At 61.4% G+C, this 26,037-nt stretch carries 19 protein-coding genes and 2 pseudogenes; 16 read left to right on the top strand and 5 right to left on the bottom strand.

Features of this window, described 5'->3' with window-relative positions; genetic code table 11:
* Positions 1-20: 20 nt before the first annotated feature.
* The 3 genes from KW841_RS16350 to edd all read right to left on the bottom strand — a co-directional run bounded on the left by KW841_RS16350 (position 21) and on the right by edd (position 3,702).
* Complete coding sequence (locus tag KW841_RS16350) at positions 21-752, bottom strand: response regulator (RefSeq protein ID WP_007974429.1); 732 nt, start codon at positions 750-752, stop codon at positions 21-23.
* A gap of 176 nt (positions 753-928) precedes the next feature.
* Positions 929-1,879, bottom strand: a complete 951-nt coding sequence (locus tag KW841_RS16345; RefSeq protein ID WP_218478010.1) for a glucokinase — start codon at positions 1,877-1,879, stop codon at positions 929-931.
* The gene (gene edd, locus KW841_RS16340) at positions 1,876-3,702 is read right to left on the bottom strand and encodes a phosphogluconate dehydratase (protein WP_007974426.1); all 1,827 of its coding nucleotides are present in this window, start codon (positions 3,700-3,702) and stop codon (positions 1,876-1,878) included. Before edd ends, KW841_RS16345 begins: the two co-directional genes overlap by 4 nt.
* A gap of 220 nt (positions 3,703-3,922) precedes the next feature.
* On the opposite strand from edd, the gene gap reads away from it, so the two are divergent.
* The 6 genes and pseudogenes from gap (at position 3,923) to KW841_RS16315 (ending at position 9,531) form a co-directional block, all read left to right on the top strand.
* Positions 3,923-4,924, top strand: a complete 1,002-nt coding sequence (gene gap / locus KW841_RS16335; protein ID WP_007974423.1) for a type I glyceraldehyde-3-phosphate dehydrogenase — start codon at positions 3,923-3,925, stop codon at positions 4,922-4,924.
* Positions 4,925-5,072: 148 nt separating this feature from the next.
* Complete coding sequence (locus KW841_RS16330) at positions 5,073-5,537, top strand: methylglyoxal synthase (protein ID WP_104449192.1); 465 nt, start codon at positions 5,073-5,075, stop codon at positions 5,535-5,537.
* A 5-nt stretch (positions 5,538-5,542) separates the two neighbouring features.
* A pseudogene (locus tag KW841_RS16325) lies at positions 5,543-5,671 on the top strand (DUF454 domain-containing protein); the annotation flags it as partial.
* Between the two features lie 201 nt (positions 5,672-5,872).
* A pseudogene (locus tag KW841_RS30080) lies at positions 5,873-7,105 on the top strand (chemotaxis protein); the annotation flags it as partial.
* Positions 7,106-7,255: 150 nt separating this feature from the next.
* A complete protein-coding gene (locus KW841_RS30075; protein WP_371319514.1) occupies positions 7,256-8,011 on the top strand; it encodes a methyl-accepting chemotaxis protein in 756 nt (251 codons plus the stop codon).
* Positions 8,012-8,181: 170 nt separating this feature from the next.
* Positions 8,182-9,531, top strand: a complete 1,350-nt coding sequence (locus KW841_RS16315) for a CoA transferase (protein ID WP_218478006.1) — start codon at positions 8,182-8,184, stop codon at positions 9,529-9,531.
* 130 nt (positions 9,532-9,661) lie between these two features.
* Here the strand turns inward: KW841_RS16315 and KW841_RS16310 are convergent, their stop codons facing one another.
* Both KW841_RS16310 and arcD (KW841_RS16305) read right to left on the bottom strand, forming a co-directional pair.
* Positions 9,662-10,525: a DNA-3-methyladenine glycosylase gene (locus KW841_RS16310; protein WP_218477997.1), complete on the bottom strand. Its 864-nt coding sequence runs from the start codon at positions 10,523-10,525 to the stop codon at positions 9,662-9,664.
* Positions 10,522-11,949: an arginine-ornithine antiporter gene (gene arcD / locus KW841_RS16305; RefSeq protein WP_218477995.1), complete on the bottom strand. Its 1,428-nt coding sequence runs from the start codon at positions 11,947-11,949 to the stop codon at positions 10,522-10,524. Before arcD (KW841_RS16305) ends, KW841_RS16310 begins: the two co-directional genes overlap by 4 nt.
* A gap of 445 nt (positions 11,950-12,394) precedes the next feature.
* Here arcD (KW841_RS16305) and arcD (KW841_RS16300) point away from each other — a divergent pair, with 445 nt between their 5' ends.
* The 10 genes from arcD (KW841_RS16300) (at position 12,395) to gcvT (ending at position 25,844) form a co-directional block, all read left to right on the top strand.
* On the top strand, positions 12,395-13,822 hold the full coding sequence (arcD, locus tag KW841_RS16300) for an arginine-ornithine antiporter (RefSeq protein ID WP_218477993.1): 1,428 nt from the start codon (positions 12,395-12,397) through the stop codon (positions 13,820-13,822).
* A 33-nt stretch (positions 13,823-13,855) separates the two neighbouring features.
* Positions 13,856-15,112 carry an arginine deiminase gene (gene arcA, locus KW841_RS16295; protein ID WP_218477985.1) on the top strand — a complete coding sequence of 419 codons (1,257 nt, stop codon included), beginning with the start codon at positions 13,856-13,858 and terminating at the stop codon, positions 15,110-15,112.
* A 68-nt stretch (positions 15,113-15,180) separates the two neighbouring features.
* Positions 15,181-16,191, top strand: a complete 1,011-nt coding sequence (locus KW841_RS16290) for an ornithine carbamoyltransferase (protein ID WP_007974406.1) — start codon at positions 15,181-15,183, stop codon at positions 16,189-16,191.
* A gap of 192 nt (positions 16,192-16,383) precedes the next feature.
* On the top strand, positions 16,384-17,313 hold the full coding sequence (gene arcC, locus KW841_RS16285) for a carbamate kinase (protein WP_218477982.1): 930 nt from the start codon (positions 16,384-16,386) through the stop codon (positions 17,311-17,313).
* A gap of 12 nt (positions 17,314-17,325) precedes the next feature.
* Positions 17,326-17,688: a DUF5064 family protein gene (locus KW841_RS16280; RefSeq protein ID WP_102698365.1), complete on the top strand. Its 363-nt coding sequence runs from the start codon at positions 17,326-17,328 to the stop codon at positions 17,686-17,688.
* 202 nt (positions 17,689-17,890) lie between these two features.
* Positions 17,891-19,399 (top strand): sigma-54-dependent transcriptional regulator, encoded by a 1,509-nt coding sequence (locus tag KW841_RS16275; RefSeq protein ID WP_218477980.1) that lies wholly within the window; start codon positions 17,891-17,893, stop codon positions 19,397-19,399.
* Positions 19,400-19,854: 455 nt separating this feature from the next.
* Positions 19,855-20,238: a glycine cleavage system protein GcvH gene (gene gcvH / locus KW841_RS16270; protein ID WP_015096590.1), complete on the top strand. Its 384-nt coding sequence runs from the start codon at positions 19,855-19,857 to the stop codon at positions 20,236-20,238.
* Between the two features lie 11 nt (positions 20,239-20,249).
* Entirely contained in the window at positions 20,250-23,102 is a 2,853-nt protein-coding gene (gene gcvP / locus KW841_RS16265; protein WP_007977292.1) for an aminomethyl-transferring glycine dehydrogenase, read from the top strand.
* A 204-nt stretch (positions 23,103-23,306) separates the two neighbouring features.
* On the top strand, positions 23,307-24,683 hold the full coding sequence (locus KW841_RS16260) for an L-serine ammonia-lyase (protein WP_015096592.1): 1,377 nt from the start codon (positions 23,307-23,309) through the stop codon (positions 24,681-24,683).
* Between the two features lie 36 nt (positions 24,684-24,719).
* Positions 24,720-25,844 (top strand): glycine cleavage system aminomethyltransferase GcvT, encoded by a 1,125-nt coding sequence (gene gcvT / locus KW841_RS16255; RefSeq protein ID WP_218477978.1) that lies wholly within the window; start codon positions 24,720-24,722, stop codon positions 25,842-25,844.
* Positions 25,845-26,037 lie beyond the last annotated feature (193 nt).

Below are 26,037 nucleotides of genomic sequence, written 5' to 3'. Positions count from 1 at the left end.
CGGCGAGCTTGCGGAACAACTCAGTGGCCATTGCCGGCAACCACATTGGCCGCCAGTTGGTAGCCGCTGCCGCGTACGGTGCGGATCAACCGTGGCGGTTTTTCCGTGTCGCGCAGGCGCTGGCGCAATCGACTGACCGCCATGTCGACGATGCGATCCAGCGGCATCAGTTCACGGCCACGGGTCGCGTTGCCGATGGTGTCGCGGTCGAGGATTTCCTGCGGATGGTCGAGGAACAGTTTCAGCAGTGCGAAGTCGGCGCCCGAGAGAATCACCTCTTCGCCATCGATGTGAAACAACCGATGGCTGACCATGTCCAGGCGCCAGTCATCGAAGGCCAACACCTCACCGCCGTTACGCTCCTGACCGAACTGCGCGCGGCGCAGCAACGCCTTGATCCGCGCCTGCAATTCCCGTGGGCTGAACGGCTTGCCGAGGTAATCGTCGGCGCCCAGTTCCAGGCCGATGACACGGTCGGCTTCGTCGGAACTGGCGGTGAGCATGATGATCGGCACCTGCGCCTGGCGCGGATGCTGGCGAATCCAGCGACACAGGCTGAAGCCGTCTTCGTCGGGCAACATCACGTCAAGGATCACCAGGTCGGCCGGCGCTTCGTTCAGCGCCTGGCGAAAACCGGCGCCATCGGCAGTGGCACGTACCTGGAACCCGGCGCGAGTCAGGTAGGTGTCCAGCAACTCGCGTATCTCTTGATCGTCATCGACCAACAAAATCGACTTGTTGACTGAGCTCACTTCGAAGGCATCCTTGTTGTTTGAATTGGGCGGATTATGCCTGATGAACCTTGAAAAATTGTTGCCTGTTCTGGCCTCATCGCGGGCAAGCCCGCTCCCACAAGGTTATGTACACATTCTGAAAATGCCGGTGATCCTGTGGGAGCGGGCTTGCCCGCGATGAAGGCGACTCGATCTCAAGCCTGTTCGAGCGCTACTCCCGCGCCAACAAGTCCCGAATACGGCGCCGTCACCAGCCACACCGGAATCCCCTTGAAGTAATCGCTCATGCAACCCTTGTCGGCGAAGCAGCGGGCGAAACCGCTTTCGAGGAAGAAATCGGCAAACCGTGGAATCACTCCGCCAACGATGTACACGCCACCGCGTCCACCGCTGGTCAGCACGTTGTTGCCCGCCACGCGACCGAGCCAGCAGCAGAACTGCTCAAGCACTTCCACGGCAATCGGGTCGCCCGCCAGCCCGGCGGCGGTGATGGCTTCCGGCGTGTCGAGCACCGGCGTGTGCCCGTCCACCGCACAGATCGCCCGGTAGACGCGGGGCAAGCCGCCGCCGCTCAATGCGGTTTCAGCACTGACGTGGCCGATCTCGTTGAAAATGTGCTGCCACAGTTGGGTTTCACGCGGGCTGCTCAAAGGCAAGTCGACGTGGCCGCCCTCCCCTGGCAACGCCGCAAACCGGCCCTCGCCCAGATCGAGCAAGGTGCCGACGCCCAGGCCGGTGCCCGGGCCAATCACCACGGCCGGGCGCAACGGCTCCGGCGTGCCTTCGCAGACCACGCGGTATTCGCCGGGCTGCAAACGGGTCATGCCCAGGGCCATGGCCGAGAAGTCGTTGACCAGCAACAGTTGATCCACCTGCAAGGTCTGGCAGAAACCCTTGCGGCTCAGACGCCAGTGATTGTTGGTGAACTTGAACTCATCGCCACTGACGGGACCGGCCACCGACAGGCACACCGAACCGATCGAACCCGGCGCCAGCCCCAGACCGTTGAGGTAGAGGCTGATCGCTTCTTCCGGGCTGGGGAAGTCCGCCGTTGCCAGCACCTGGACCGATTCCAGCTGCTGGTTTTTCCACAACGCGAAACGTGCGTTGGTCCCACCGATGTCACCGACCAAAGCCAGTTTCAATTAAGCGTCTCCAGGGCAGAAGTGAAGGCGCTGGCGCCCTGCTCCGCCGAGCTGAAGGCCATGCGCATGAAACCAAACAGTTCGCGACCGGTGCCGATGTTGTTGCCCAACAGGCCCTTGGCCGGTGTGCGCGCTGCGAATTCTTCGGCGTCCACCTTAAGCTCCAGGGTGCCTTTGACGCCATCGACGCGGATGATATCGCCCTCTTGCACCCGCGCCAAAGCGCCGCCGACATAAGCTTCGGGGCTGACGTGAATGGCCGCCGGGATTTTCCCCGACGCCCCGGACATGCGTCCGTCAGTCACCAGCGCCACTTTGAAGCCGCGGTCCTGCAACACGCCGAGGAACGGCGTCATCTTGTGCAGTTCGGGCATGCCGTTGGAGCGCGGCCCCTGGAAGCGCATCACCGCGACAAAATCCTTCTCCAGCAAACCGGCCTTGAACGCATCGGCCAGGTCCTGCTGATCCTGGAACACCATGGCCGGCGCTTCGACGATCTGGTTCTCCACAGCGACGGCGGAGACTTTCATCACCCCGCGACCGAGGTTGCCTTCCATCACCCGCAGGCCACCTTCGGCCGAGAATGCACGGGCGACCGGACGCAGGATGCTTTCATCGAGGCTGTCGGTCACGCCTTCGCGCCACACCAGCTCGCCGTTGTCGAGGAACGGCTCCTGGGTATAGCGGCTCAGGCCATGGCCCATCACGGTGTTGACGTTTTCGTGGAGCAGCCCGGCTTCCAGCAGTTCGCGGATCAGGAACGACATGCCGCCCGCAGCCTGGAAGTGGTTAATGTCGGCTTTGCCGTTCGGGTAGACGTGGCTCAGGGTCGGCACGACTTCGGAGAGGTCGGCCATGTCCTGCCAGGTCAGTTGAATGCCCGCCGCCATGGCGATGGCCGGCATGTGCAGGGTGTGGTTGGTCGAGCCGCCCGTGGCGTGCAACGCGACAATCGAATTGACCAGCGAACGCTCGTCGACGATTTCGCCGATCGGCATGAAGTCGCCGTTCTGCTTGGTCAGGCGCGTGACCTGGTGCGCGGCTTCGCGGGTCAGGGCATCACGCAACGGCGTGTTCGGGTTGACGAAGGACGCGCCCGGAAGGTGCAGGCCCATGACTTCCATCAGCAACTGGTTGGTGTTGGCGGTGCCGTAGAAGGTGCAGGTGCCAGGGCTGTGGTAGGACTTCATCTCCGATTCCAGCAGCTCCTCGCGGGTCGCCTTGCCTTCGGCGTATTTCTGCCGCACGTCGGCTTTCTGCTTGTTGGAAATGCCCGAGACCATCGGCCCGCCCGGCACGAAGATCATCGGCAGATGGCCGAAGCGCAGCGCGCCCATCATCAGGCCCGGCACGATCTTGTCGCAGATGCCGAGCAGCAGCGCGCCGTCGAACATGTTGTGGGAGAGCGCCACGGCGGTGGACAGCGCGATCACTTCGCGGCTCGGCAGGCTCAGCTCCATGCCCGGCTCGCCCTGGGTCACGCCATCGCACATGGCCGGCGTGCCACCGGCGAACTGGCCGACGGAGCCGATTTCGCGCAGGGCCTTTTTGATCAGTTCCGGAAAGACTTCGTACGGCTGGTGCGCCGAGAGCATGTCGTTATATGACGAAACAATCGCAATGTTTGCGGCATTCATCATCCGCAGGCTGTGCTTGTCGTCGCTGCCGCAACCGGCCACGCCATGGGCGAAGTTGGCGCATTGCAGCTTGCCGCGCATCGGCCCGTCGCTGGCCGCACCGCGAATCAATGCAAGGTAAGCCTCACGCGTGGCGCGACTGCGGGCGATAAGCCGTTCGGTGACCTCAAGGACGCGGGGATGCATGTGTAGAACTCCAGGCTAACGGATGTGGCGACCTGATTGTCTATGCTGATCAAAGGCCGGTGTCGATGGGATGACAGACGGTTTTCTTGATCGGTTGGACCAGTTGATTCAGGTCACTCGTTGTAGATTGAACAAAATATTGCCATCAAAAAGGCTTGTTTTCTATTTTTTTGCGAATAATCTTGTAATTCCAACAACAAAACGACGGTAGCGCCGCACTATGACTCTTCGAATCGCAATCAATGGTTTTGGCCGCATCGGCCGTAATGTCCTGCGCGCACTCTATACCCAGGGCTACCGTCAGGATCTGCAGATCGTCGCCATCAACGACCTGGGCGACAGTGCGATCAATGCTCATCTACTCAAGTACGACACCGTTCACGGCACGTTCGATGCCGATGTCCAGCATGACCAGGAGAGCCTGACGGTCAACGGCGACCGCATTTCGGTCAGTGCCATCCGCAACCCGGCCGATCTGCCCTGGGCTGCGGAAAAGATTGATGTGGTATTCGAATGCACCGGCCTGTTCACCGACCGGGCCAAAGCCGCCGCGCATATTACGGCGGGCGCGCGCAAAGTGATCATCTCGGCCCCGGCCAAAGGCGCCGATGCCACCGTCGTTTACGGGGTGAACCACGACATTCTGCGCCAATCGCACCAGATCATCTCCAATGCGTCGTGCACCACCAACTGCCTGGCCCCGGTGGCCCAGGTGCTGCACCGCGAGCTGGGCATCGAAAGCGGCTTGATGACCACCATTCACGCCTATACCAACGACCAGCACCTGACCGACGTTTATCACGTCGATCCGTACCGCGCCCGTTCGGCCACCCAGAACATGATCCCGAGCAAGACCGGTGCTGCTGAAGCGGTGGGCTTGGTGCTGCCGGAACTGGCGGGCAAATTGACCGGCATGTCGGTGCGCGTACCAGTGATCAATGTGTCGCTGGTGGACCTGACCGTGCAGCTCAAGCGCGAAGCGTCGGCCGATGAGGTCAATGCGCTGATGAAAGAGGCTAGCCAGCACTCGAAGATCCTTGGGTACAACACCCTGCCGCTGGTCTCCAGCGACTTCAACCACAACCCCCTGTCGTCGATCTTTGACGCCAACCACACCAAGTCCAGCGGCAAACTGCTCAAGGTCCTGGCCTGGTACGACAACGAGTGGGGCTTCTCCAACCGCATGCTCGATAACTGCCTGGCGCTGTGTAACGCCGAATAAGCAGTACGCCCCCTTCTTTGTAGGAGCGAGCCTGCTCGCGATGGTCGTTAACGATAACGCGGGGAACCTGATGCCCCGCGGTGCTCTACAGTCCATCGCGAGCAGGCTCGCTCCTACAAGGTGCGTGTCATGTCTGGAGTAACAATCGATGATCGGCATCAGTTTTACGCAAAAGACCCTGGCGGCGCGCAAGCGTATCGCCCTGGTTGCCCATGACCACTGCAAGGTGTTCTTGCTCGACTGGGCCGAACGGCAGAAAGACAAGCTGGCCCAGCATGATCTGGTCGCTACCGGCACCACGGGGTTGTTGTTGCAACAACGCCTCGACCTGCCCGTGGAGAGCATGATCAGTGGCCCCCTGGGTGGCGATCAACAGCTCGGTGCGCAAATCGCCGAGCAGCGGGTCGACATGCTGGTGTTCTTCTGGGACCCGTTCGAGCCACAACCCCACGACCCGGATATCAAGGCATTACTGCGGGTCGCAGCCGTGTGGAACATCCCGGTGGCGTGCAACGAATGCAGCGCCGATTACCTGCTCAGCAGCCCGTTGATGGACCAGGCGCATCCCCATCGCATTCCCGATTACGCGAGCTATTTGCAGGGTCGCGCGTAAAGCTTCTGTTTGGTGCCGGTCTGATGCTGCTGACGCTCGATCACGGCTGGCCGATCTACCTGGCGATTGCCGGGATGGGGCTGGGCATTCTGTGGATCTGGTCACGACCGGAATCGCTGCCGCAACCCGCCTGAATTCACCCCGCGCTTTTTCCTCTTTTTACCCCCATTTTCGGCACATTTTTCTGCGCAAACGTTCAACCACTACCGTTCGTCGGCAGCCCATTCATGTAACCTGGCCTTCACGCCGATGTGCATTGATCGGCGCTAAATGGATTTAGCGAGTGAGCCGCAACGGCTCACAGCCAACACTTCATCCATTCGCGAGTTCGCCCTATGTTCGACTCACTGTCCATCCGCCTGAAAATCGTCCTGCTGTCCGGTCTGTGCCTGCTGGGGGTGGTCGCCCTGATAGTTAGCATGAACATCTACCAGACCAATCAGAACGATGATCTGGTCAGCGATTCCAGCAGCAGAATGCTCACTACCAGTGTGCAGGACCTGCTCCAGGCCAAGGCCGCCGAGCAGGCGGTGCGGGTGCAGAAGACCTTCGGTGAAACCCTGACGGTGGTGACCGCCCTGGCGGATCAGATCAAGGACATGCGCGCCATGGCCGCCAAGCGCTCCCTTGAGCCCGGCGCCTTGCGTGAAGAGTTGAACCAGAGCCTGAAAACCGCCTTCGAACGCAACGGCAAGGTGCTGGGCATCTGGCTGGCCTTCGAACCCAACGGCCTGGACGGCAAGGACAGCGAGTTCGTCAACGACGCCGCCCGCCAATCCAACGAGGCCGGTCGCTTCGCTACCTATTTCAGCCGTGCCGGGGGTGAGTCGCTGAACACGATCATGGTCGAAGAGGACATGACCAAAACCACCCTGAACCTCAGCGGCACGCCGTACAACGTCTGGTACACCTGCCCTCGGGACAGCAATCGCACCTGCCTGCTCGACCCCTACGCCGATACCGTCGGCGGCAAGGAAGTGTTGATGACCACCATTTCCGTCCCGCTGCTGGTGGATGGCAAGTCCATCGGCGTGGTCGGTATCGACATCGCCCTCGACGCCCTGCAAGCGGCGGCGGTCGACTCTCAGCGCGACCTGTTCAACAGTGCCGGGCACATGCTCATCGTTTCCGGCACTGGCGTGCTGGCCGCCTACAGTGTCGATGCCGGTAAAGTCGGCAAGAGCATCGGCGACACCCTGGGTGCCGACGGCAAGGACATCCTGCAACTGCTTGGCAGCGGTGCACCGAAGATTCTCCAGCAAGGCGACCTGATCCGTGCGGTGTACCCGGTCAGCCCGATTGCCGATGCCAAGGCCTGGGCCGTGGTGATCGACCTGCCCAAACAAGTGCTGCTGGCCGACTCGGTAAAGCTGCAAGCAGTACTCGACGATGCCCAGCAAAGCGGCACGATCAAGGCCTTGTCGGTGGCGGTGATTGCCGGTGTGATCGGCCTGCTGCTGATGTGGCTCACCGCGTCCGGCGTGACCCGACCGATCAACAGCGTGGCGCAAATGCTCAAGGCGATTGCCAGTGGCGACGGTGACCTGACTCAGCGCCTGCACTACAGCAAGCAGGACGAACTGGGCGAACTGGTGAGCTGGTTCAACCGTTTCCTCGACAAGCTGCAACCGACCATCGCGCAGATCAAGCAAAGCATCACCGATGCTCGTGGCACGGCCGACCAGTCTTCGGAAATCGCCCGCCAGACCAGTGAAGGCATGCAGGTGCAGTTCCGCGAAATCGACCAGGTCGCCACCGCGTCCAACGAGATGAGCGCCACGGCTCACGATGTCGCCAACAGCGCCTCGAACGCGGCCAACGCCGCCAAGGGTGCCGACCAGTCGGCCCGCGATGGCATGTCAATCATCGAGCGCAGTACCCGCGACATCAATCAACTGGCCGACGAAGTCAGCAAGGCCGTGAACGAAGTCGAAGCCTTGGCGGTGAACAGCGAACAGATCGGCTCGGTGCTGGAAGTGATCCGCAGCATCGCCGAGCAAACCAACCTGCTGGCCCTCAACGCGGCGATTGAAGCGGCCCGTGCCGGCGAAAGCGGTCGCGGCTTTGCGGTGGTCGCCGATGAAGTGCGCAACCTGGCCAAACGCACCCAGGATTCGGTGGAGGAAATTCGCCTGGTGATCGAACGCATCCAGTCCGGTACCCGCGGTGTGGTCGCCACCATGCACTCGAGCCAGACCCAGGCCCACAGCAACGCCGGGCAGATTCAGCAGGCGGTCCAGGCCCTGAGCAAAATCAGCGACGCGGTCACCGTGATCAGCGACATGAACCTGCAAATCGCCAGCGCCGCCGAGCAGCAAAGCGCCGTCGCCGAAGAGGTCAACCGCAATGTCTCGGCGATCCGCACCGTCACCGAAACCCTGACCGGCCAGGCCACCGAGTCGGCGCAGATCAGCAGCCAGCTCAACTCGCTGACCACACACCAGATGAAATTGATGGATCAGTTCCGGGTGTAAGCAGCACCACCGATAAATGTGGGAGCGGGCTTGCTCGCGAAAGCGTTGTGTCTGACAACAATGATGTCGACTGACACTCCGTCTTCGCGAGCAAGCCCGCTCCCACAGGTTTCACCTGGCTTGTCACCTGATTTGATCTAAGATCTGGCTCTCGCTCCGGAGGGCCTTCGATGACTGGTTTACTCACGTCCATTCAAGCCGCGCTCGGCTTGCCCAACACCCCGATCTCGTTCACCGCCACGGGCGCCCTGCCCTCGGCATTTGCCGTCACCGAACTGGCCTGCGCGAGCATCGCCGCCGCCGGCCAGGCCGCCAGCGAACTGCTGCACCAACAGACCGGACGCCGGCCCGAGCTTGAAGTTGATCGACGCCTCGCGTCCTTCTGGTTCGCGACCTCGATTCGCCCGATCGGCTGGAGCGTTCCGCCGCTGTGGGACCCGGTGGCCGGTGATTACGCCACCCGCGACGGCTGGATTCGCCTGCACACCAACGCGCCCCATCACCGCGCCGCTGCCGAACGCGTGCTCGGTGCCTGTGCCGAACGTACCGCGATGGCCGGCAAAGTGGCGCAATGGGCGAAAAGCGAGCTGGAACAGGCGGTAGTCGATGCCGGTGGTTGTGCCGCCGAAATGCGCACCTGGGACCAATGGCAGGTCCATCCTCAAGGCCAGGCGGTCAATACCGAACGCTTGATTCAACTCGCTAGCCACCCCGGCCAGGGCAGCAAACCGTGGACAGGTTCAGTGGCTCGACCACTGGCCGGCATCAAGGTGCTGGACTTGACCCGGGTACTGGCAGGGCCCATCGCCAGCCGCTTTCTGGCAGGCCTGGGCGCCGATGTCCTGCGCATCGATCCGCCGACCTGGAACGAGCCGGGGGTGGTGCCGGAAGTCACGTTGGGAAAACGCTGTGCGCGTCTTGATCTGAGCGACAAGTCCGACCGCGGCGTATTCGAATCCCTGCTCAAGGACGCCGACATTCTGCTCCACGGCTATCGTGCCGATGCGCTGGAGCGACTTGGCTTGGGCACGAATCAACGCCGGCAACTGAACCCCGGCCTGATAGATGTTTGCCTCAACGCCTATGGCTGGAGTGGCCCCTGGCAAAATCGCCGGGGCTTCGACAGCCTGGTACAGATGAGTAGTGGCATTGCCGAAGCGGGCATGCGCTGGAAGTCGGCGGACAAGCCGACGCCGTTGCCGGTGCAGGCACTCGATCACGCCACCGGGTATTTGATGGCGGCCAGTGCGATCAGGTTGTTGGCGCAACGATTGAGCGACGGCACAGGTGGCTCGGCGCGATTGTCGTTGGCGCGCACCGCGAAGTTGTTGATCGAGCAGGGGCCTGGCACGGATGAGTCGTTGCGCGCGGAAGATGTGCGGGATCAGGGGTTAAACGTGGAGCGGACACCCTGGGGACCGGCGCATCGGTTGCACGCCCCATTGAAGGTGACTGGGACGCTGTTGCAGTGGACGCTTCCGGCAACGGAACTGGGTTCACATCCCGCGCAGTGGTGGTGATCGTCAGATCGCCATCGCGGGCAAGCCCGCTCCCACAGTTGATCGCGGTCGTCCTGTAGAACTCGGTCACCTGTGGGAGCGAGCTTGCTCGCGATGACGCCAGAAGAGGCAACAAAAAACCCGGATCAACTCAGTCCACCCGACTCAACGAAGTCCAAAGAAGCTGCGCCGCATACCCTCGATAAGGCCGCCACGCTTCCGCCCGCGCCAACAGCTGCTTCGCCGTCACCGGCCCACCCTCCAGTGCCGCCAACGCATTGACCAGCCCCACATCGCCATTGGGAAATCCATCCATCTCCCGCAACTGGCGCAACGCAATGTACTGCGCCGTCCAGTCACCAATCCCGTGCAACGCCAGCAACCGCGCTACGCCCCCCTCCCGGCCGGGCTCAAACAATCGCGGATCATCGAGCAATGCCTGAGCCACACCCGACAAGGTCCGCCCCCGGCTTTTCGGCATGCCCAACGCAGCCAGATCGGCCTGCGCCAACACCTGCGCCGTGGGGAACACATGACTCAAACCCGCTAATGGCTTACCCAGTGGCACGCCATATTGCGCCACCAGTTTCCCCGCCAGGCGAATCGCCGCGACCACCGTAATCTGCTGCCCCAGCACCGCGCGGATCGCCAGTTCCAGCCCGTCCCACGCCCCCGGCACACGCAGCCCGGGACGCTCGGCAATCAACCGGGCCATCAGCGGATCACCCGCTAAATGCCGATGGATGGTGGCGAGGTCGGCATCGAGATCGAACATCCACCGCACGCTTGCGACGATGTCGGGCACGGCGCTCGGGTCGGGAAAGTCCAGCGTCAGCTCAAGGGCGTCAGACGTGGTAGGCCGGATAGAAAAGCTGCCGTGCATCCCCTTCAGATCGATGCTGCGCGAGTAGACGCCGTCGGCAACCGTTTCCAGTCCTGCAATCGCCCGTGCCGACAAAAATCCCAGCATGGCCGGCCAGTCATAGGGTGGCTGATACGCCAGCAGCAGCTTCACAGACTCAGCAACCCGCTATACAACCCATAAGCCGCCAGCCCGGCGCCGCCGATGACCGCAGTGAAAACGCCTTTCTCGAGCGTCGTGAACAATGGCATGCCCTGTTCATGGCGGGCCTTGGCAAACAGGATCACACCCGGCGCATACAGCAACGCCGACAGCAGCAAATACTTCAGGCCGCCGGCGTACAGCAACCACACCGCGTAACTCAAGGCGATGACGCCAACCAGCAAATCCTTGCTCCGCTCGGCGCTTGCCTGCTGGTAGGTTTCCCCGCGCACGCACAACAACACCGCATAGGCCGCCGACCACAGGTACGGCACCAGAATCATCGATGACGCCAGATAAATCAGACTGGTGTAGGTGCCGGCGGAAAATAGCGTGATCAGCAGGAACAACTGGATCATCGAGTTGGTCAGCCACATGGCATTGACCGGCACACGGTTGGCGTTTTCCCTGGTCAGGAATGCCGGCATGGTCTTGTCTTTCGCCGTGGCGAACAGGATTTCGGCGCACAACAGTGCCCAGGACAGCAACGCCCCCAACAGCGAGATCGCCAGGCCGACGCTGATCAGCACTGCCCCCCAGTGGCCGACGATATGCTCAAGCACCGCCGCCAACGAAGGGTTCTGCAGTTTCGCCAGTTCCGGCTGGGTCATGATCCCCAGCGACAGCACGTTCACCAGCACCAACAGTGCCAATACCCCAATGAACCCGATCACCGTCGCCCGGCCCACGTCGGAACGTTTCTCCGCCCGGGCCGAATAGACACTGGCCCCTTCGATGCCGATGAACACGAACACGGTGACCAGCATCATGTGCCGAACCTGATCCATCACACTGCCGAATTCCGGGTTGTTACGCCCCCAGATATCGAGGGTAAAGATGTCCGCCTTGAACGCCACGGCGGCAATCACGATGAACATGATCAACGGCACGATCTTGGCCACGGTGGTCACCTGGTTGATGAACGCCGCCTCCTTGATCCCGCGCATCACCACAAAATGCACGGTCCAGAGCAACACCGAAGCGCAGGCGATGGCGATCGGCGTGTTGCCTTCGCCAAAGACCGGAACGAAATAACCCAGGGTGCTGAACAGCAGCACGAAGTAGCCGACGTTGCCCAACCAGGCGCTGATCCAGTACCCCCAGGCGGACGAGAAGCCCATGTAGTCGCCGAACCCGGCCTTGGCATAGGCATACACCCCGGACTCCAACTCCGGCTTGCGATTGGCCAGGGTCTGGAACACGAACGCCAGGGTCAGCATGCCGACGGCGGTGATCGCCCAACCGATCAGGATCGCCCCGGCATCGGCCCTGGCCGCCATGTTTTGCGGCAGGGAAAAGATCCCGCCACCGATCATCGAACCCACCACCAGGGCGATCAATGCGCTCAGGCGAAGCTTGCTCGGTGATTGCGACATCGTTGCATCTCCATTTTTTTCGGGGGGGCGACAACTGCCGCGAGATCGTCACATATCGGGCGTCAACTAAACTGTTGAAGCGTAATAACGTTTATTGGATAACGCCAACCCATGTCTTTTTACTTGCACAAAATGGCTATTAAAGGCGCCGATATAATCATTTGCTGTATACGCTTTTCCAATACATCAATTTTGTACAAAAAACCCGTGAGAAAGATTGGCGAATTCTGAAAAACCAACTAGCGTCATAATTCGAAACAGAATACAAAACAACTGAAATAATCCACTCAAAGGCTCTAAATCAGGCATTACAAGCAGCCGCCTTGAAATGATGGCACTCCGCCAACAAACTGGGAGCGCTCTCATTTAGTGATCCAAGTCAGCTGATTGGATAACCAACGGAATTAATCTGCTGGCCTCTCTTCTCCTGCATTGGAGTCATGCAATGTCTGAAGCTCCCGGAAAACTCAAACTCGGCGCACTGGTTGCATTAGTCGTCGGTTCGATGATTGGTGGCGGGATCTTTTCCTTGCCGCAAAACATGGCCGCCAGTGCCGATGTCGGCGCCATTCTGATCGGTTGGGCAATCACCGCCGTCGGCATGCTCACCCTGGCGTTCGTGTTCCAGACCCTGGCCAATCGCAAACCCGACCTGGACGGCGGGGTCTACGCCTACGCAAAGGCCGGTTTCGGCGACTACATGGGCTTCTCGTCCGCCTGGGGATACTGGATCAGTGCCTGGCTGGGCAACGTCGGTTACTTCGTCTTGCTGTTCAGCACGCTCGGCTACTTCTTTCCGCTATTCGGGGAGGGGAATACCCCTGCTGCCGTGATCGGTGCCTCGGTGCTGCTCTGGGCCGTGCATTTCCTCGTACTGCGAGGCATCAAGGAAGCCGCGTTCATCAACCTGGTGACCACCGTCGCCAAGATCGTGCCGCTGGTGCTGTTCATGTTGATCGCGTTGTTCGCCTTCAAACTGGACATCTTCACCGCTGACATCTGGGGCCTCAAGAATCCGGACCTGGGCAGCGTGATGGACCAGGTGCGCAAGATGATGCTGGTCACCGTGTGGGTGTTCATCGGCATCGAAGGCGCGAGCATCTTTTCGGCCCGGGCGGAAAAGCGCAGCGACGTGGGTAAAGCCACCGTGATCGGCTTTATCACCGTGCTGCTGTTCCTGGTGCTGGTGAACGTGCTGTCGCTGGGGATCATGACCCAGCCGGAACTGGCCAAATTGCAGAACCCGTCGATGGCGGCGGTGCTGGAGCATGTGGTCGGCCACTGGGGCGCAGTACTGATCAGCGTCGGCCTGATCATCTCGCTGCTGGGGGCTTTGCTGTCGTGGGTGCTGCTGTGTGCGGAGATCATGTTCGCCGCTGCCAAGGACCACACCATGCCGGCGTTCCTGCGCAAGGAGAACGCCAACCATGTACCGGTCAATGCCCTGTGGCTGACCAACGCCATGGTGCAGATCTTCCTGGTCATCACCTTGTTCTCGGCCAGCACTTACCTGTCGCTGATCTACCTCGCCACCTCGATGATCCTGGTGCCGTACCTGTGGTCGGCGGCCTACGCACTGCTGTTGGCCGTGCGGGGCGAAACCTACGAGGGCGCGTCGGGCGGTCGGCAGAAAGATCTCATCATCGGCGCCGTGGCCCTGGTCTACGCGATCTGGCTGCTGTACGCCGGCGGCACCAAATACCTGCTGCTGTCCGCCCTGCTCTACGCCCCCGGCGTGATCCTGTTCGCCAAGGCCAAGCTGGAAATTGACAAACCGGTTTTCACCAACGTCGAGAAGCTGATTTTCGCTGCGGTGGTCGTCGGCGCCGTGGTGGCGGCCTACGGTCTCTACGACGGCTTCCTGACCCTGTAATGCAATTGTTTTGTCATCTGGAGGATCACTGTAATGACCACGGAAAAAGTTAAGTACGGCGTCCATTCCGAAGCCGGCAAACTGCGCAAAGTCATGGTTTGCTCCCCAGGACTTGCCCATCAGCGGCTGACCCCGAACAACTGCGATGAACTGCTGTTCGACGATGTGCTGTGGGTGGCCCAGGCCAAGCGCGACCACTTCGACTTCGTCACCAAGATGCGCGAACGTAACGTCGACGTGCTGGAAATGCACAACCTGCTGACCGACATCGTCGCCATTCCCGAAGCCCTGGACTGGATTCTGGAACGCAAGATCACCGCCAACTCGGTGGGCCTGGGCCTGATCAACGAAACCGCGTCGTGGCTGCGCAGCCTGGAGCCACGTCACATCGCCGAATTCCTGATCGGCGGCGTATCGGGCGACGACTTGCCGACCAGTTTCGGCGGCAAGGCCATCGAGATGTTCCGCGACTTCCTCGGCCACTCCAGCTTCATCCTGCCGCCGCTGCCCAACACCCAGTTCACCCGCGATACCACCTGCTGGATCTACGGTGGCGTTACCCTCAACCCGATGTACTGGCCGGCGCGCCGTCAGGAAACCCTGCTGGCCACCGCCATCTACAAATTCCACCCCGAGTTCACCAACGCCGACTTCCAGATCTGGTACGGCGACCCGGACAAGGAGCATGGCAACTCCACCCTTGAGGGCGGTGATGTGATGCCGATCGGCAACGGCGTGGTGTTGATCGGCATGGGCGAGCGCTCCTCGCGCCAGGCCATTGCCCAACTGGCGGTGAACCTGTTCAAGAACAAGGCCGCCGAGAAAGTGATAGTCGCCGGCCTGCCGAAATCCCGCGCGGCGATGCACCTGGACACCGTGTTCAGCTTCTGCGATCGCGACCTCGTCACGATCTTCCCGGAAGTGGTGAACCAGATTGTCGCCTTCACCCTGCGTCCCGATGAAAGCAAGGCCGGCGGCATCGACATCCGACGCGAAGACACCAACTTCCTCGACACCGTCGCCCAGGCACTCAACCTCAAAGCGTTGCGCGTGGTAGAAACCGGCGGCAACAGCTTCGCCGCCGAACGCGAGCAATGGGACGACGGCAACAACGTGGTGGCCGTGGAGCCGGGCGTGGTCATCGGCTACGACCGCAATACCTACACCAATACCCTGCTGCGCAAGGCCGGGGTGGAGGTCATCACCATCAGCGCCGGCGAACTCGGCCGGGGACGGGGCGGCGGCCATTGCATGACCTGCCCGATCATCCGCGATCCGATCGACTACTAACCTATTACCTTGGCCCGCACTTACCGAGTTCGGGCCAAGGGGATAACCGACACCTTAGGAGATCCAAAATGGCGTTCAACATCCATAACCGCAATCTGCTGAGCCTGGAACACCACACCCCTCGCGAATTGCGCTACCTGCTCGACCTGTCCCGCGACCTCAAGCGTGCCAAGTACACCGGCACCGAACAGCAGCATCTCAAGGGCAACAACATCGCGCTGATCTTCGAAAAAACCTCGACCCGCACCCGTTGTGCGTTCGAAGTTGCAGCCTATGACCAGGGCGCCAACGTCACCTACATCGACCCGAACTCCTCGCAGATCGGCCACAAGGAAAGCATGAAGGACACCGCCCGCGTGCTCGGGCGCATGTACGACGCCATCGAGTACCGTGGCTTCAAGCAGGAAATCGTCGAGGAGCTGGCCAAGTTCGCTGGCGTACCCGTGTTCAACGGCCTGACCGACGAATATCACCCGACACAAATGATCGCCGACGTGCTGACCATGCGTGAACACGCCGACAAACCGATCCACGAAATCAGCTACGCCTACCTCGGCGACGCGCGCAACAACATGGGTAACTCGCTGTTGCTGATCGGCGCCAAGCTCGGCATGGACGTGCGCATCTGCGCGCCAAAAGCCCTGTGGCCGGCGGACGACCTGGTCGCCCGCTGCAAACAGTACGGTGAAGAAAGCGGCGCACGCATCACCCTCACCGAAGACCCGAAAGCGGCGGTCAAGGGCGTCGACTTCATCCACACCGATGTCTGGGTGTCGATGGGCGAACCGGTTGAAGCCTGGGCCGAACGCATCCAGCAACTGCTGCCGTATCAGGTCAACGCCGAACTGATGAAAGCCACCGGCAACCCGCGCACCAAGTTCATGCACTGCCTGCCGGCATTCCACAACTGTGATACCAAAGTCGGCAAGCAGATTGCCGAGCAGTACCCGCACCTGAGCAACGGCATCGAAGTGACCGATGACGTGTTCGAGTCGCCGGCCTGCATCGCCTTCGAGCAAGCGGAAAACCGCATGCACACCATCAAGGCGATTCTGGTGTCGACGCTGGCTGACCTTTAACGGCTGACTCGGCTCCCACTGACGGAACACGCCCCTCTGTGGGAGCGGGCTTGCTCGCGAAAGCGGTGTATCAGACAACAATGATGTCGACTGACACGCCGTATTCGCGAGCAAGCCCGCTCCCACACTGGTCCGGGTTCCACAGAAAAGACCGCGTTGCTTGCAACCTCTTTGCTTAGAAGGACTGACACCATGCGTATCGTCGTTGCTCTGGGCGGTAATGCCCTGCTCCGCCGCGGCGAACCGATGACCGCTGACAACCAGCGCGCCAACATCCGGATCGCCACCGAACAGATCGCCAAGATCCATCCCGGCAACCAACTGGTCATCGCCCACGGCAATGGCCCCCAGGTCGGCCTGCTGTCATTGCAGGCAGCGGCCTACACCTCGGTTTCGCCCTACCCGCTGGACGTGCTCGGCGCCGAAACCGAAGGCATGATCGGCTATATCATCGAACAGGAACTGGGCAACCTGCTGGACTTCGAAGTGCCCTTCGCGACCCTGCTGACCCAGGTCGAAGTCGATGCCAATGACCCGGCCTTCAAGAACCCGACCAAGCCCATCGGCCCGGTCTACAGCAAGGCCGAGGCGGAACAACTCGCCGCCGAAAAAGGCTGGGCCATTGCCCCGGACGGCGACAAGTACCGCCGCGTGGTCGCCAGCCCGAAACCCAAGCGCATCTTCGAAATCCGTCCGATCAAATGGCTGCTGGAAAAAAGCAGCATCGTGATCTGCGCCGGCGGCGGCGGCATTCCGACCATGTATACCTCGCCCGGCAAACTCGAGGGCGTCGAAGCGGTCATCGACAAGGACCTGTGCTCGGCGCTGCTGGCCGAACAGCTTGAAGCCGATCTGCTGGTGATCGCCACCGACGTCAACGCCGCTTTCATCGACTTTGGCAAACCCTCGCAGAAAGCCATCGCCCAGGCGCACCCCGACGAAATGGAAAAACTCGGCTTCGCCGCCGGCTCCATGGGACCGAAGGTGCAGGCAGCCTGCGAATTCGCGCGCCATACTGGAAAAGTGGCGGTGATCGGCTCGCTCGCGGACATCGAAGCGATCGTCCAGGGCAAGGCCGGTACGCGCATCAGTACGGCGACCGCCGGCATTACTTACTTGTAGAGAGAGGCGTTTATGGCAACGTTTGATCCAGGTCACTTGCACATCGAGCGCCATGCGCTGAACAAGGATGATGTGAGCTACAACATTCACCTAGACTATGAAGTCAGCAAGAACCCCAAAGGGGAAAAAGGCATTCAGTTCACCATGCATGGCAGCATTCAGGGCAAGGACCTGAAGGAGCCCTTCTTCCTGCCCAAGGAGGAAGCCTACAACTTCGCCAGCAATGTGACGAAAATCGCCGAGAAATATGGCATTCCCAAAGAAAAAATCGCCATTGGTTCGTCACACGAACATTACGACCTGATGTTCGAAGACATCCGCACGCAACTGAATATGAAATCCGGCGACCCGATAGATCTCGAGAAATTCGAGTAGCCCACATTCCCTGTGGGAGCGAGCCTGCTCGCGAAAGCGGTGTATCAGTCACTATCAATGGTGCCTGACACGACGCCTTCGCGAGCAGGCTCGCTCCCACAGGGGGGATCCTCGCTCTATTGAAGTCCGCGCAGGATTTCACCATTAGCCCGCCCCAAGGCATACTTGCCACCCTCCGCACTGCAGAACCCGAAACCGCCCCATGCGTATCCACGTCAGCTTCATCGACCGCGTCGGTATTACCCAGGAAGTCCTGGCCCTGCTTGGCGGGCGCAATCTGAATCTGGATGCGGTGGAAATGGTCCCGCCCAATGTTTATATCGACGCCCCGACCCTGAGCCCGCAAGTCCTTGAGGAACTGCGCGATGCCCTGTTCAGCGTGCGTGGCGTGCAAGCGGTGACGGTGGTCGATATCCTGCCCGGCCAGCGTCGGCACTTGCAGCTCGACGCGTTGCTGGCCGCCATGACCGACCCGGTGCTGGCACTGGACAGCGACGGCAAGGTGCTGCTGGCCAACCCGGCGTTGATCGCCCTGTACGGCCGCGAACCGAATGGTGAAAGTGTGGCCGAGCTGTTTGCCGACCCGGCCTTGCTCGACGCCCTGCTCGAACACGGCTTTCGCCTGCCCCTGCGGGAAATCATCGTCAATGGCCAGACCTTCCTGCTCGACGCCACACCGATCACTGACGCCGGCGCCCTGCTGACCCTGTACCAGCCGAACCGCATCGGCGAACGTCTTTCCGCACTGCACCATGACCACGCCGAAGGTTTCGATGCACTGCTCGGTGAGTCCCCGGTGATCCGCACCCTCAAGGCACGCGCGCAGAGGGTGGCGGCCCTCGATGCACCGCTGCTGATCCAGGGCGAAACCGGCACCGGCAAGGAACTGGTAGCCCGTGCCTGTCACGCCATCAGCGCCCGACACAGTTCACCCTTTCTGGCGTTGAACTGCGCGGCATTGCCAGAGAACCTCGCCGAAAGTGAACTGTTCGGCTACGCCCCCGGCGCTTTCACCGGCGCGCAACGCGGTGGCAAACCGGGGTTGATGGAACTGGCCAACCAGGGCACGGTGTTTCTCGATGAAATCGGCGAGATGTCGCCGTATTTGCAGGCCAAGCTGCTGCGTTTCCTCAACGACGGCAGTTTTCGCCGGGTCGGCGGCGACCGTGAGGTCAAGGTCAACGTACGGATCCTCAGCGCGACCCACCGCGACCTGGAAAAAATGGTCAGCGAAGGCCTGTTCCGCGAAGACCTGTTCTATCGCCTCAACGTCCTCAACGTCGAAGTCCCGCCCCTGCGCGAGCGCGGCCAGGACATTCTGCTGCTGGCCCGCTACTTCATGCAGCAGGCCTGTGCACAGATCCAGCGACCGATCTGTCGCCTGGCGCCGGGCACTTACCCGGCGCTGCTGGGCAACCGCTGGCCGGGTAACGTGCGGCAATTGCAGAACGTGATCTTCCGTGCCGCGGCGATTTGCGAAAGCAGCCTGGTGGACATTGGCGACCTCGACATCGCCGGCACCTCGGTGGCGCGCCAGAGCGACCATGACGTCGACAGCCTGGAACAGGCCATGGACGAGTTCGAGAAAACCCTGCTGGAAAAACTCTACGTCAGCTATCCCTCGACCCGGCAACTGGCGACCCGCCTGCAAACCTCCCACACCGCGATTGCCCATCGGCTGCGCAAGTACGGCATTCCAGGCAAGGCCTGAGGCACTGCCGGAACATGTTACTCACCAGCAGCACCGAACCACTGTGGGAGCGAGCTTGCTCGCGATTGCGGAGTCACATTCAACAAAAATGTCGACTGACACGCCCTCATCGCGAGCAAGCTCGCTCCCACAGTTTTTTGTGTTCGACATGAAATCGCGCCAAAAACGACCTCCACCTGTACTGAAAGCGCTACAGCGGAACGATATCGCTACACCCCTCTCCGGTCACGGCTGTGCAAGGCTTTGATCCACCTCGGCTTTTATCATTGACATATGCCGTATCGATTTCGCTACAGCGAATGAATTTCAGCCTTTGTCGAAATCTCCTAAATCATTGATCAATAACAATAAAAACAACGTTGGCCGCGTTCTTGCTATGTAGTTCTCCATCACCAGGGCATCGCCCAAGCATTCAATCGCGTCCACCAGACGAGTCTGGCCCCTTAGGAGTTTCCATGAGCGAGTTGCGTTTTACTGAAGATCACGAATGGCTGCGCACCGAAGCTGACGGCAGCGTCACGGTCGGCATCACCGCTTTCGCACAGAACGCCCTGGGCGACGTGGTTTTCGTTCAACTGCCTGAGCTGCAGTCCTACGACAAAGGCGCCGAAGCCGCCACCGTGGAATCGGTAAAGGCTGCCAGCGGCGTGTACATGCCGCTGGACGGCGAAGTGCTGGAAGTGAACCCGGCGCTGGACAGCAGCCCTGAGCTGGTCAACGAAGATCCGCTGGGCGAAGGCTGGTTCTTCCGTTTCAAACCTGCCGATGCCTGCGCTGTCGGCCAACTGCTCGACCAGGACGCCTACGACCGCCTGATCAAAGCCCAAGCCGAAGCCTGAGGAGCACTGACATGACCCAGATCAATCTGACCACCGCCAATGAATTCATCGCCCGTCACATCGGCCCGCGCGCCGGTGACGAGCAAGCCATGCTCAACAGCCTCGGCTTCGACTCCCTGGAAGCCCTGAGCGCCAGCGTGATTCCCGAGAGCATCAAGGGCACCAGCGTCCTCGGCCTGGAAGACGGCCTGAGCGAAGCCGATGCCCTGGCCTTGATCAAGTCCATCGCGAGCAAAAACCAGCTGTTCAAGACCTTCATCGGCCAGGGTTACTACGGCACCCACACGCCGTCGCCGATCCTGCGCAACCTGCTGGAAAACCCGGCCTGGTACACCGCCTACACCCCGTACCAGCCAGAAATCTCCCAGGGCCGTCTCGAAGCGCTGCTGAACTTCCAGACCCTGATCAGCGACCTCACCGGCCTGCCGATCGCCAACGCCTCGCTGCTCGACGAAGCCACCGCCGCTGCCGAAGCCATGACCTTCTGCAAACGCCTGAGCAAGAACAAAGGCAGCCATCAGTTCTTCGCCTCCGTGCATTGCCACCCGCAGACCCTCGACGTACTGCGCACCCGTGCCGAGCCTCTGGGCATCGACGTGGTGGTTGGCGACGAGCGTGAACTGACCGACGTGACGCCGTTCTTTGGCGCCCTGCTGCAATACCCAGCAAGCAACGGTGACGTGTTCGATTACCGCGAGCTGACCGAACGCTTCCACGCCGCCAACGCCCTGGTCGCCGTGGCGGCCGACCTGCTGGCCCTGACCGTGCTGACCGCACCGGGCGAATTCGGTGCCGACGTGGCCATCGGCAGCGCACAGCGTTTCGGTGTGCCGCTGGGCTTCGGTGGTCCGCACGCGGCGTACTTCTCCACCAAGGATGCTTTCAAGCGTGACATGCCGGGCCGCCTGGTCGGTGTTTCCGTAGACCGTTTCGGCAACCCGGCCCTGCGCCTGGCCATGCAGACCCGCGAGCAACACATCCGTCGCGAGAAAGCCACGTCGAACATCTGCACCGCGCAAGTGCTGCTGGCCAACATCGCCAGCATGTACGCCGTGTACCACGGTCCGAAAGGCCTGACGCAGATCGCCAATCGCGTGCACCACCTGACTGCGATCCTGGCCAAAGGCTTGAGCGCATTGGGTCTGAACGTCGAGCAAGCGAACTTCTTCGACACCCTGACCGTGAAGACCGGCGCTCAAACCGCCGCCCTGCACGACAAGGCGCACGCCCAGCGCATCAACCTGCGCGTGGTCGATGGTGAGCGCCTGGGCCTGTCCCTGGACGAAACCACCACTCAGGCCGACGTTGAAACCCTGTGGAGCCTGCTGTCCGACGGCAAGGCCCTGCCGGACTTCGCCGCCCTCGCCGCCTCGGTGCAGAGCGCCATCCCGGCCGCGCTGGTACGTCAGTCGCCGATTCTCAGCCACCCGGTGTTCAACCGCTATCACTCGGAAACCGAGCTGATGCGCTACCTGCGCAAACTGGCGGACAAGGACCTGGCGCTGGATCGCACCATGATCCCGCTGGGTTCGTGCACCATGAAACTCAACGCCGCCAGCGAAATGATCCCGGTGACCTGGGCCGAGTTTGGTGCTCTGCACCCGTTCGCCCCGGCCGAGCAAAGCGCCGGCTATCAGCAATTGACCGACGAACTGGAAGCCATGCTGTGCGCAGCGACCGGCTACGATTCGGTTTCGCTGCAACCGAACGCCGGTTCCCAGGGTGAATACGCAGGTCTCTTGGCGATCCGTGCCTACCACCAGAGCCGTGGCGAAGACCGCCGCGACATCTGCCTGATCCCGTCGTCGGCCCACGGCACCAACCCGGCCACCGCTCAGATGGCCGGCATGCGTGTGGTCGTGACCGCGTGCGATGCCCGTGGCAACGTCGACATCGAAGACCTGCGCGCCAAGGCCATCGAGCACCGCGAACACCTCGCCGCGTTGATGATCACCTACCCGTCGACCCACGGCGTGTTCGAAGAAGGCATCCGCGAAATCTGCGGCATCGTTCATGACAACGGTGGCCAGGTGTACATCGACGGCGCCAACATGAACGCCATGGTCGGCCTCTGCGCGCCAGGCAAGTTCGGTGGCGACGTGTCGCACCTGAACCTGCACAAGACCTTCTGCATCCCGCACGGTGGTGGCGGCCCGGGCGTTGGCCCGATCGGTGTGAAATCGCACCTGGCGCCGTTCCTGCCGGGCCACGCGCAAATGGAGCGCAAGGAAGGCGCCGTTTGTGCGGCACCGTTCGGCAGCGCGAGCATTCTGCCGATCACCTGGATGTACATTCGCATGATGGGTGGCGCGGGCCTCAAGCGTGCTTCGCAGCTGGCGATCCTCAATGCCAACTACATCTCCCGTCGCCTCGAAGAGCACTATCCAGTGCTGTACACCGGCAGCAACGGCCTGGTGGCGCACGAATGCATCCTCGACCTGCGTCCATTGAAAGACAGCAGCGGCATCAGCGTCGATGACGTCGCCAAGCGCCTGATCGACTTCGGTTTCCATGCGCCGACCATGTCGTTCCCGGTAGCCGGCACGCTGATGATCGAGCCGACCGAAAGCGAATCCAAGGAAGAACTGGACCGCTTCTGCGACGCCATGATCCGCATCCGCGAAGAAATCCGCGCGGTGGAAAACGGCACCCTGGACAAGGACGACAACCCGCTGAAAAACGCTCCTCATACCGCCAAGGAACTGGTGGGCGAGTGGTCGCACCCGTACAGCCGCGAGCAAGCGGTTTACCCGGTTGCGTCGCTGATCGAAGGCAAGTACTGGCCGCCGGTCGGTCGCGTCGACAATGTGTTCGGCGACCGCAACCTGGTCTGCGCCTGCCCGTCGATCGAAAGCTACGCTTAAAGCAATCAGGGGGCGGTTGATCCCGCCCCCGATTTCCAGAACACCCCACAACCCTGTGGGAGCGAGCTTGCTCGCGATGACGGACTGACAGCCACCATCAATGTCGACTGAACGACCGCTATCGCGAGCAAGCTCGCTCCCACAGGGATCTGTGCCAAGTCTTATGTTCCGTGAATTCCTATAACAAGAAACCGGAGAACCACCATGTCGTTAAGCGTGTTCGACCTGTTCAAGATTGGCATCGGCCCCTCCAGCTCCCACACCGTCGGCCCGATGCGCGCCGCTGTGCGCTTCGTCGAAGGCCTGCGCCGTGAAGGGCTGCTGACGGCCACCACCTGCGTCAAGGTCGAGCTGTACGGCTCGCTCGGCGCCACCGGCAAAGGCCACGGCAGTGACAAGGCTGTGCTGCTGGGCCTGGAAGGCGAACACCCGGACACCGTGGATACCGAAACCGTCGCTGCGCGCCTGCAAGAGATCCGCAGCAACGCACGCTTGAACCTGCTCGGCGAACACAGCATCGCGTTCAACGAGAAAGAACACCTGGCGATGATTCGCAAACCGTTGCCCTACCACCCCAACGGCATGATTTTTCGCGCCTTCGATGCGGCGGGTTTGCAGATCCGCAGCCGCGAGTACTACTCGGTGGGTGGCGGGTTTGTCGTTGATGAGGACGCCGCTGGCGCCGACCGCATCGTCGAAGACGCCACGCCCCTGACCTTCCCCTTCAAAAGCGCCAAGGACTTGCTCGCTCATTGCGCCAAATACGGCCTGTCGATCAGCCAGGTGATGCTGACCAACGAAAGCGCCTGGCGCCCGGAAGCGGAAACCCGCGCCGGCCTGCTGAAGATCTGGCAGGTCATGCAGGACTGCGTCGCCGCCGGTTGCCGTAATGAAGGCATCCTGCCCGGTGGCTTGAAGGTCAAGCGCCGGGCGGCAGCGCTGCATCGGCAATTGTGCAGCAACCCTGAATCGTCCTTGCGCGATCCGCTGTCAGTGCTGGACTGGGTCAACCTGTACGCCCTGGCCGTCAACGAAGAAAACGCCAACGGCGGACGCGTGGTCACGGCGCCCACCAATGGTGCGGCCGGGATCATTCCGGCGGTGCTGCATTACTACATGCGTTTTATCCCCGGCGCGAATGACGACGGGGTGGTGCGCTTTCTGCTCACTGCCGCCGCCATCGGCATTCTGTACAAGGAAAACGCCTCGATTTCCGGCGCCGAAGTCGGCTGTCAGGGTGAAGTCGGCGTCGCCTGCTCGATGGCCGCCGGCGCCTTGTGCGAAGTACTCGGTGGCAGCGTGCAGCAAGTGGAAAACGCCGCGGAAATCGGCATGGAACACAACCTCGGGCTGACCTGCGACCCGATTGGCGGGCTGGTGCAGGTGCCTTGCATCGAGCGCAACGCCATGGGTTCGGTCAAGGCCATCAATGCCGTGCGCATGGCCATGCGCGGCGACGGGCAACACTTCGTCTCCCTCGACAAGGTCATCCGCACCATGCGCCAGACCGGCGCCGACATGAAAAGCAAATACAAGGAAACCGCCCGTGGCGGTTTGGCGGTCAACATTATCGAGTGCTGATGCGCGCTCATCTGCACCCTTCTTCAGGAGCTGAATATGTCCACCGAACAACTGTTGAAAACCCCGTTGCACGCACTGCACATCGAACTCGGCGCGCGCATGGTGCCGTTCGCCGGCTATGACATGCCGGTTCAATACCCGCTGGGCGTGATGAAAGAACACCAGCACACCCGCGACCAGGCCGGGCTGTTCGATGTCTCGCACATGGGCCAGATCCGCCTGACCGGCGCCGATGCCGCCAAGGCCCTGGAAACCCTGGTGCCGGTGGACATCATCGACCTGCCGGTGGGCATGCAGCGTTACGCGATGTTCACCAATGCGACGGGCGGCATCCTCGATGACCTGATGGTCGCCAACCTGGGCAACGACGAACTGTTCCTGGTGGTCAACGCCGCTTGCAAGGATCAGGACCTGGCCCACCTGCGCAAGCACATCGGTGAGCAGTGCACGATCGAGCCGTTGTTCGAGGAGCGCGCATTGCTCGCCCTGCAAGGTCCGGCAGCCGTGACGGTACTGGCGCGCCTGGCACCTGAAGTGGCCAAGATGACCTTCATGCAGTTCGCCCCCGTGAAGCTGCTGGGCGTGGACTGTTTTGTCAGCCGCTCGGGTTACACCGGCGAAGACGGTTTCGAAATTTCCGTCCCCGCCGCCAACGCCGAAGCCCTGGCTCGCGCCCTGCTGGCCGAACCGGAAGTGGCCGCCATCGGCCTTGGCGCCCGCGACTCCCTGCGCCTTGAGGCGGGCTTGTGCCTGTACGGGCATGACATGAACACCGAGACCAGCCCGATCGAAGCGAGCCTGCTGTGGGCGATCTCCAAGCCGCGTCGCGCCGATGGCGCTCGGGCCGGCGGCTTCCCTGGCGCCGAAACCGTGTTCGCCCAGCAACAGGCAGGTGTCAGCCGCAAACGCGTCGGCCTGTTACCGCAGGAACGCACACCGGTGCGCGAGGGTGCCGAGATCGTCAACGAAGCCGGCGACATCATCGGTAGCGTCTGCAGCGGCGGTTTCGGGCCGACCCTGGGTGGGCCGCTGGCCATGGGTTATGTCGACAGTGCCTATATCGCACTGGACACACCCGTCTGGGCGATTGTGCGTGGGAAAAAGGTGCCTTTGCTTGTAAGCAAAATGCCATTTGTTCCACAACGCTACTATCGCGGCTGATTGAATGTTCCTATAAGTAACGCGGTTGCGTTAACTGTGCACTAATGTGTAACGCAACCGCCATAAAATAGTGCATTGTTTGGCTCTAAGCTTCGATTATGAACTTTGCTTATAACGATCGAAAACATTTGAACAGCGCTAGCGTATAAGGCCCCACTAGTGGACTGACTTTGCCATCAACCTGAGGAAATAC

Source organism: Pseudomonas sp. PDM28, from assembly GCF_019219115.1.
Taxonomy (GTDB): Bacteria; Pseudomonadota; Gammaproteobacteria; order Pseudomonadales; family Pseudomonadaceae; genus Aquipseudomonas; species Aquipseudomonas laurylsulfatiphila.
Note: the sequence above shows the minus strand (reverse complement) of the source record. Positions and strands in the feature narration are given on the sequence as shown.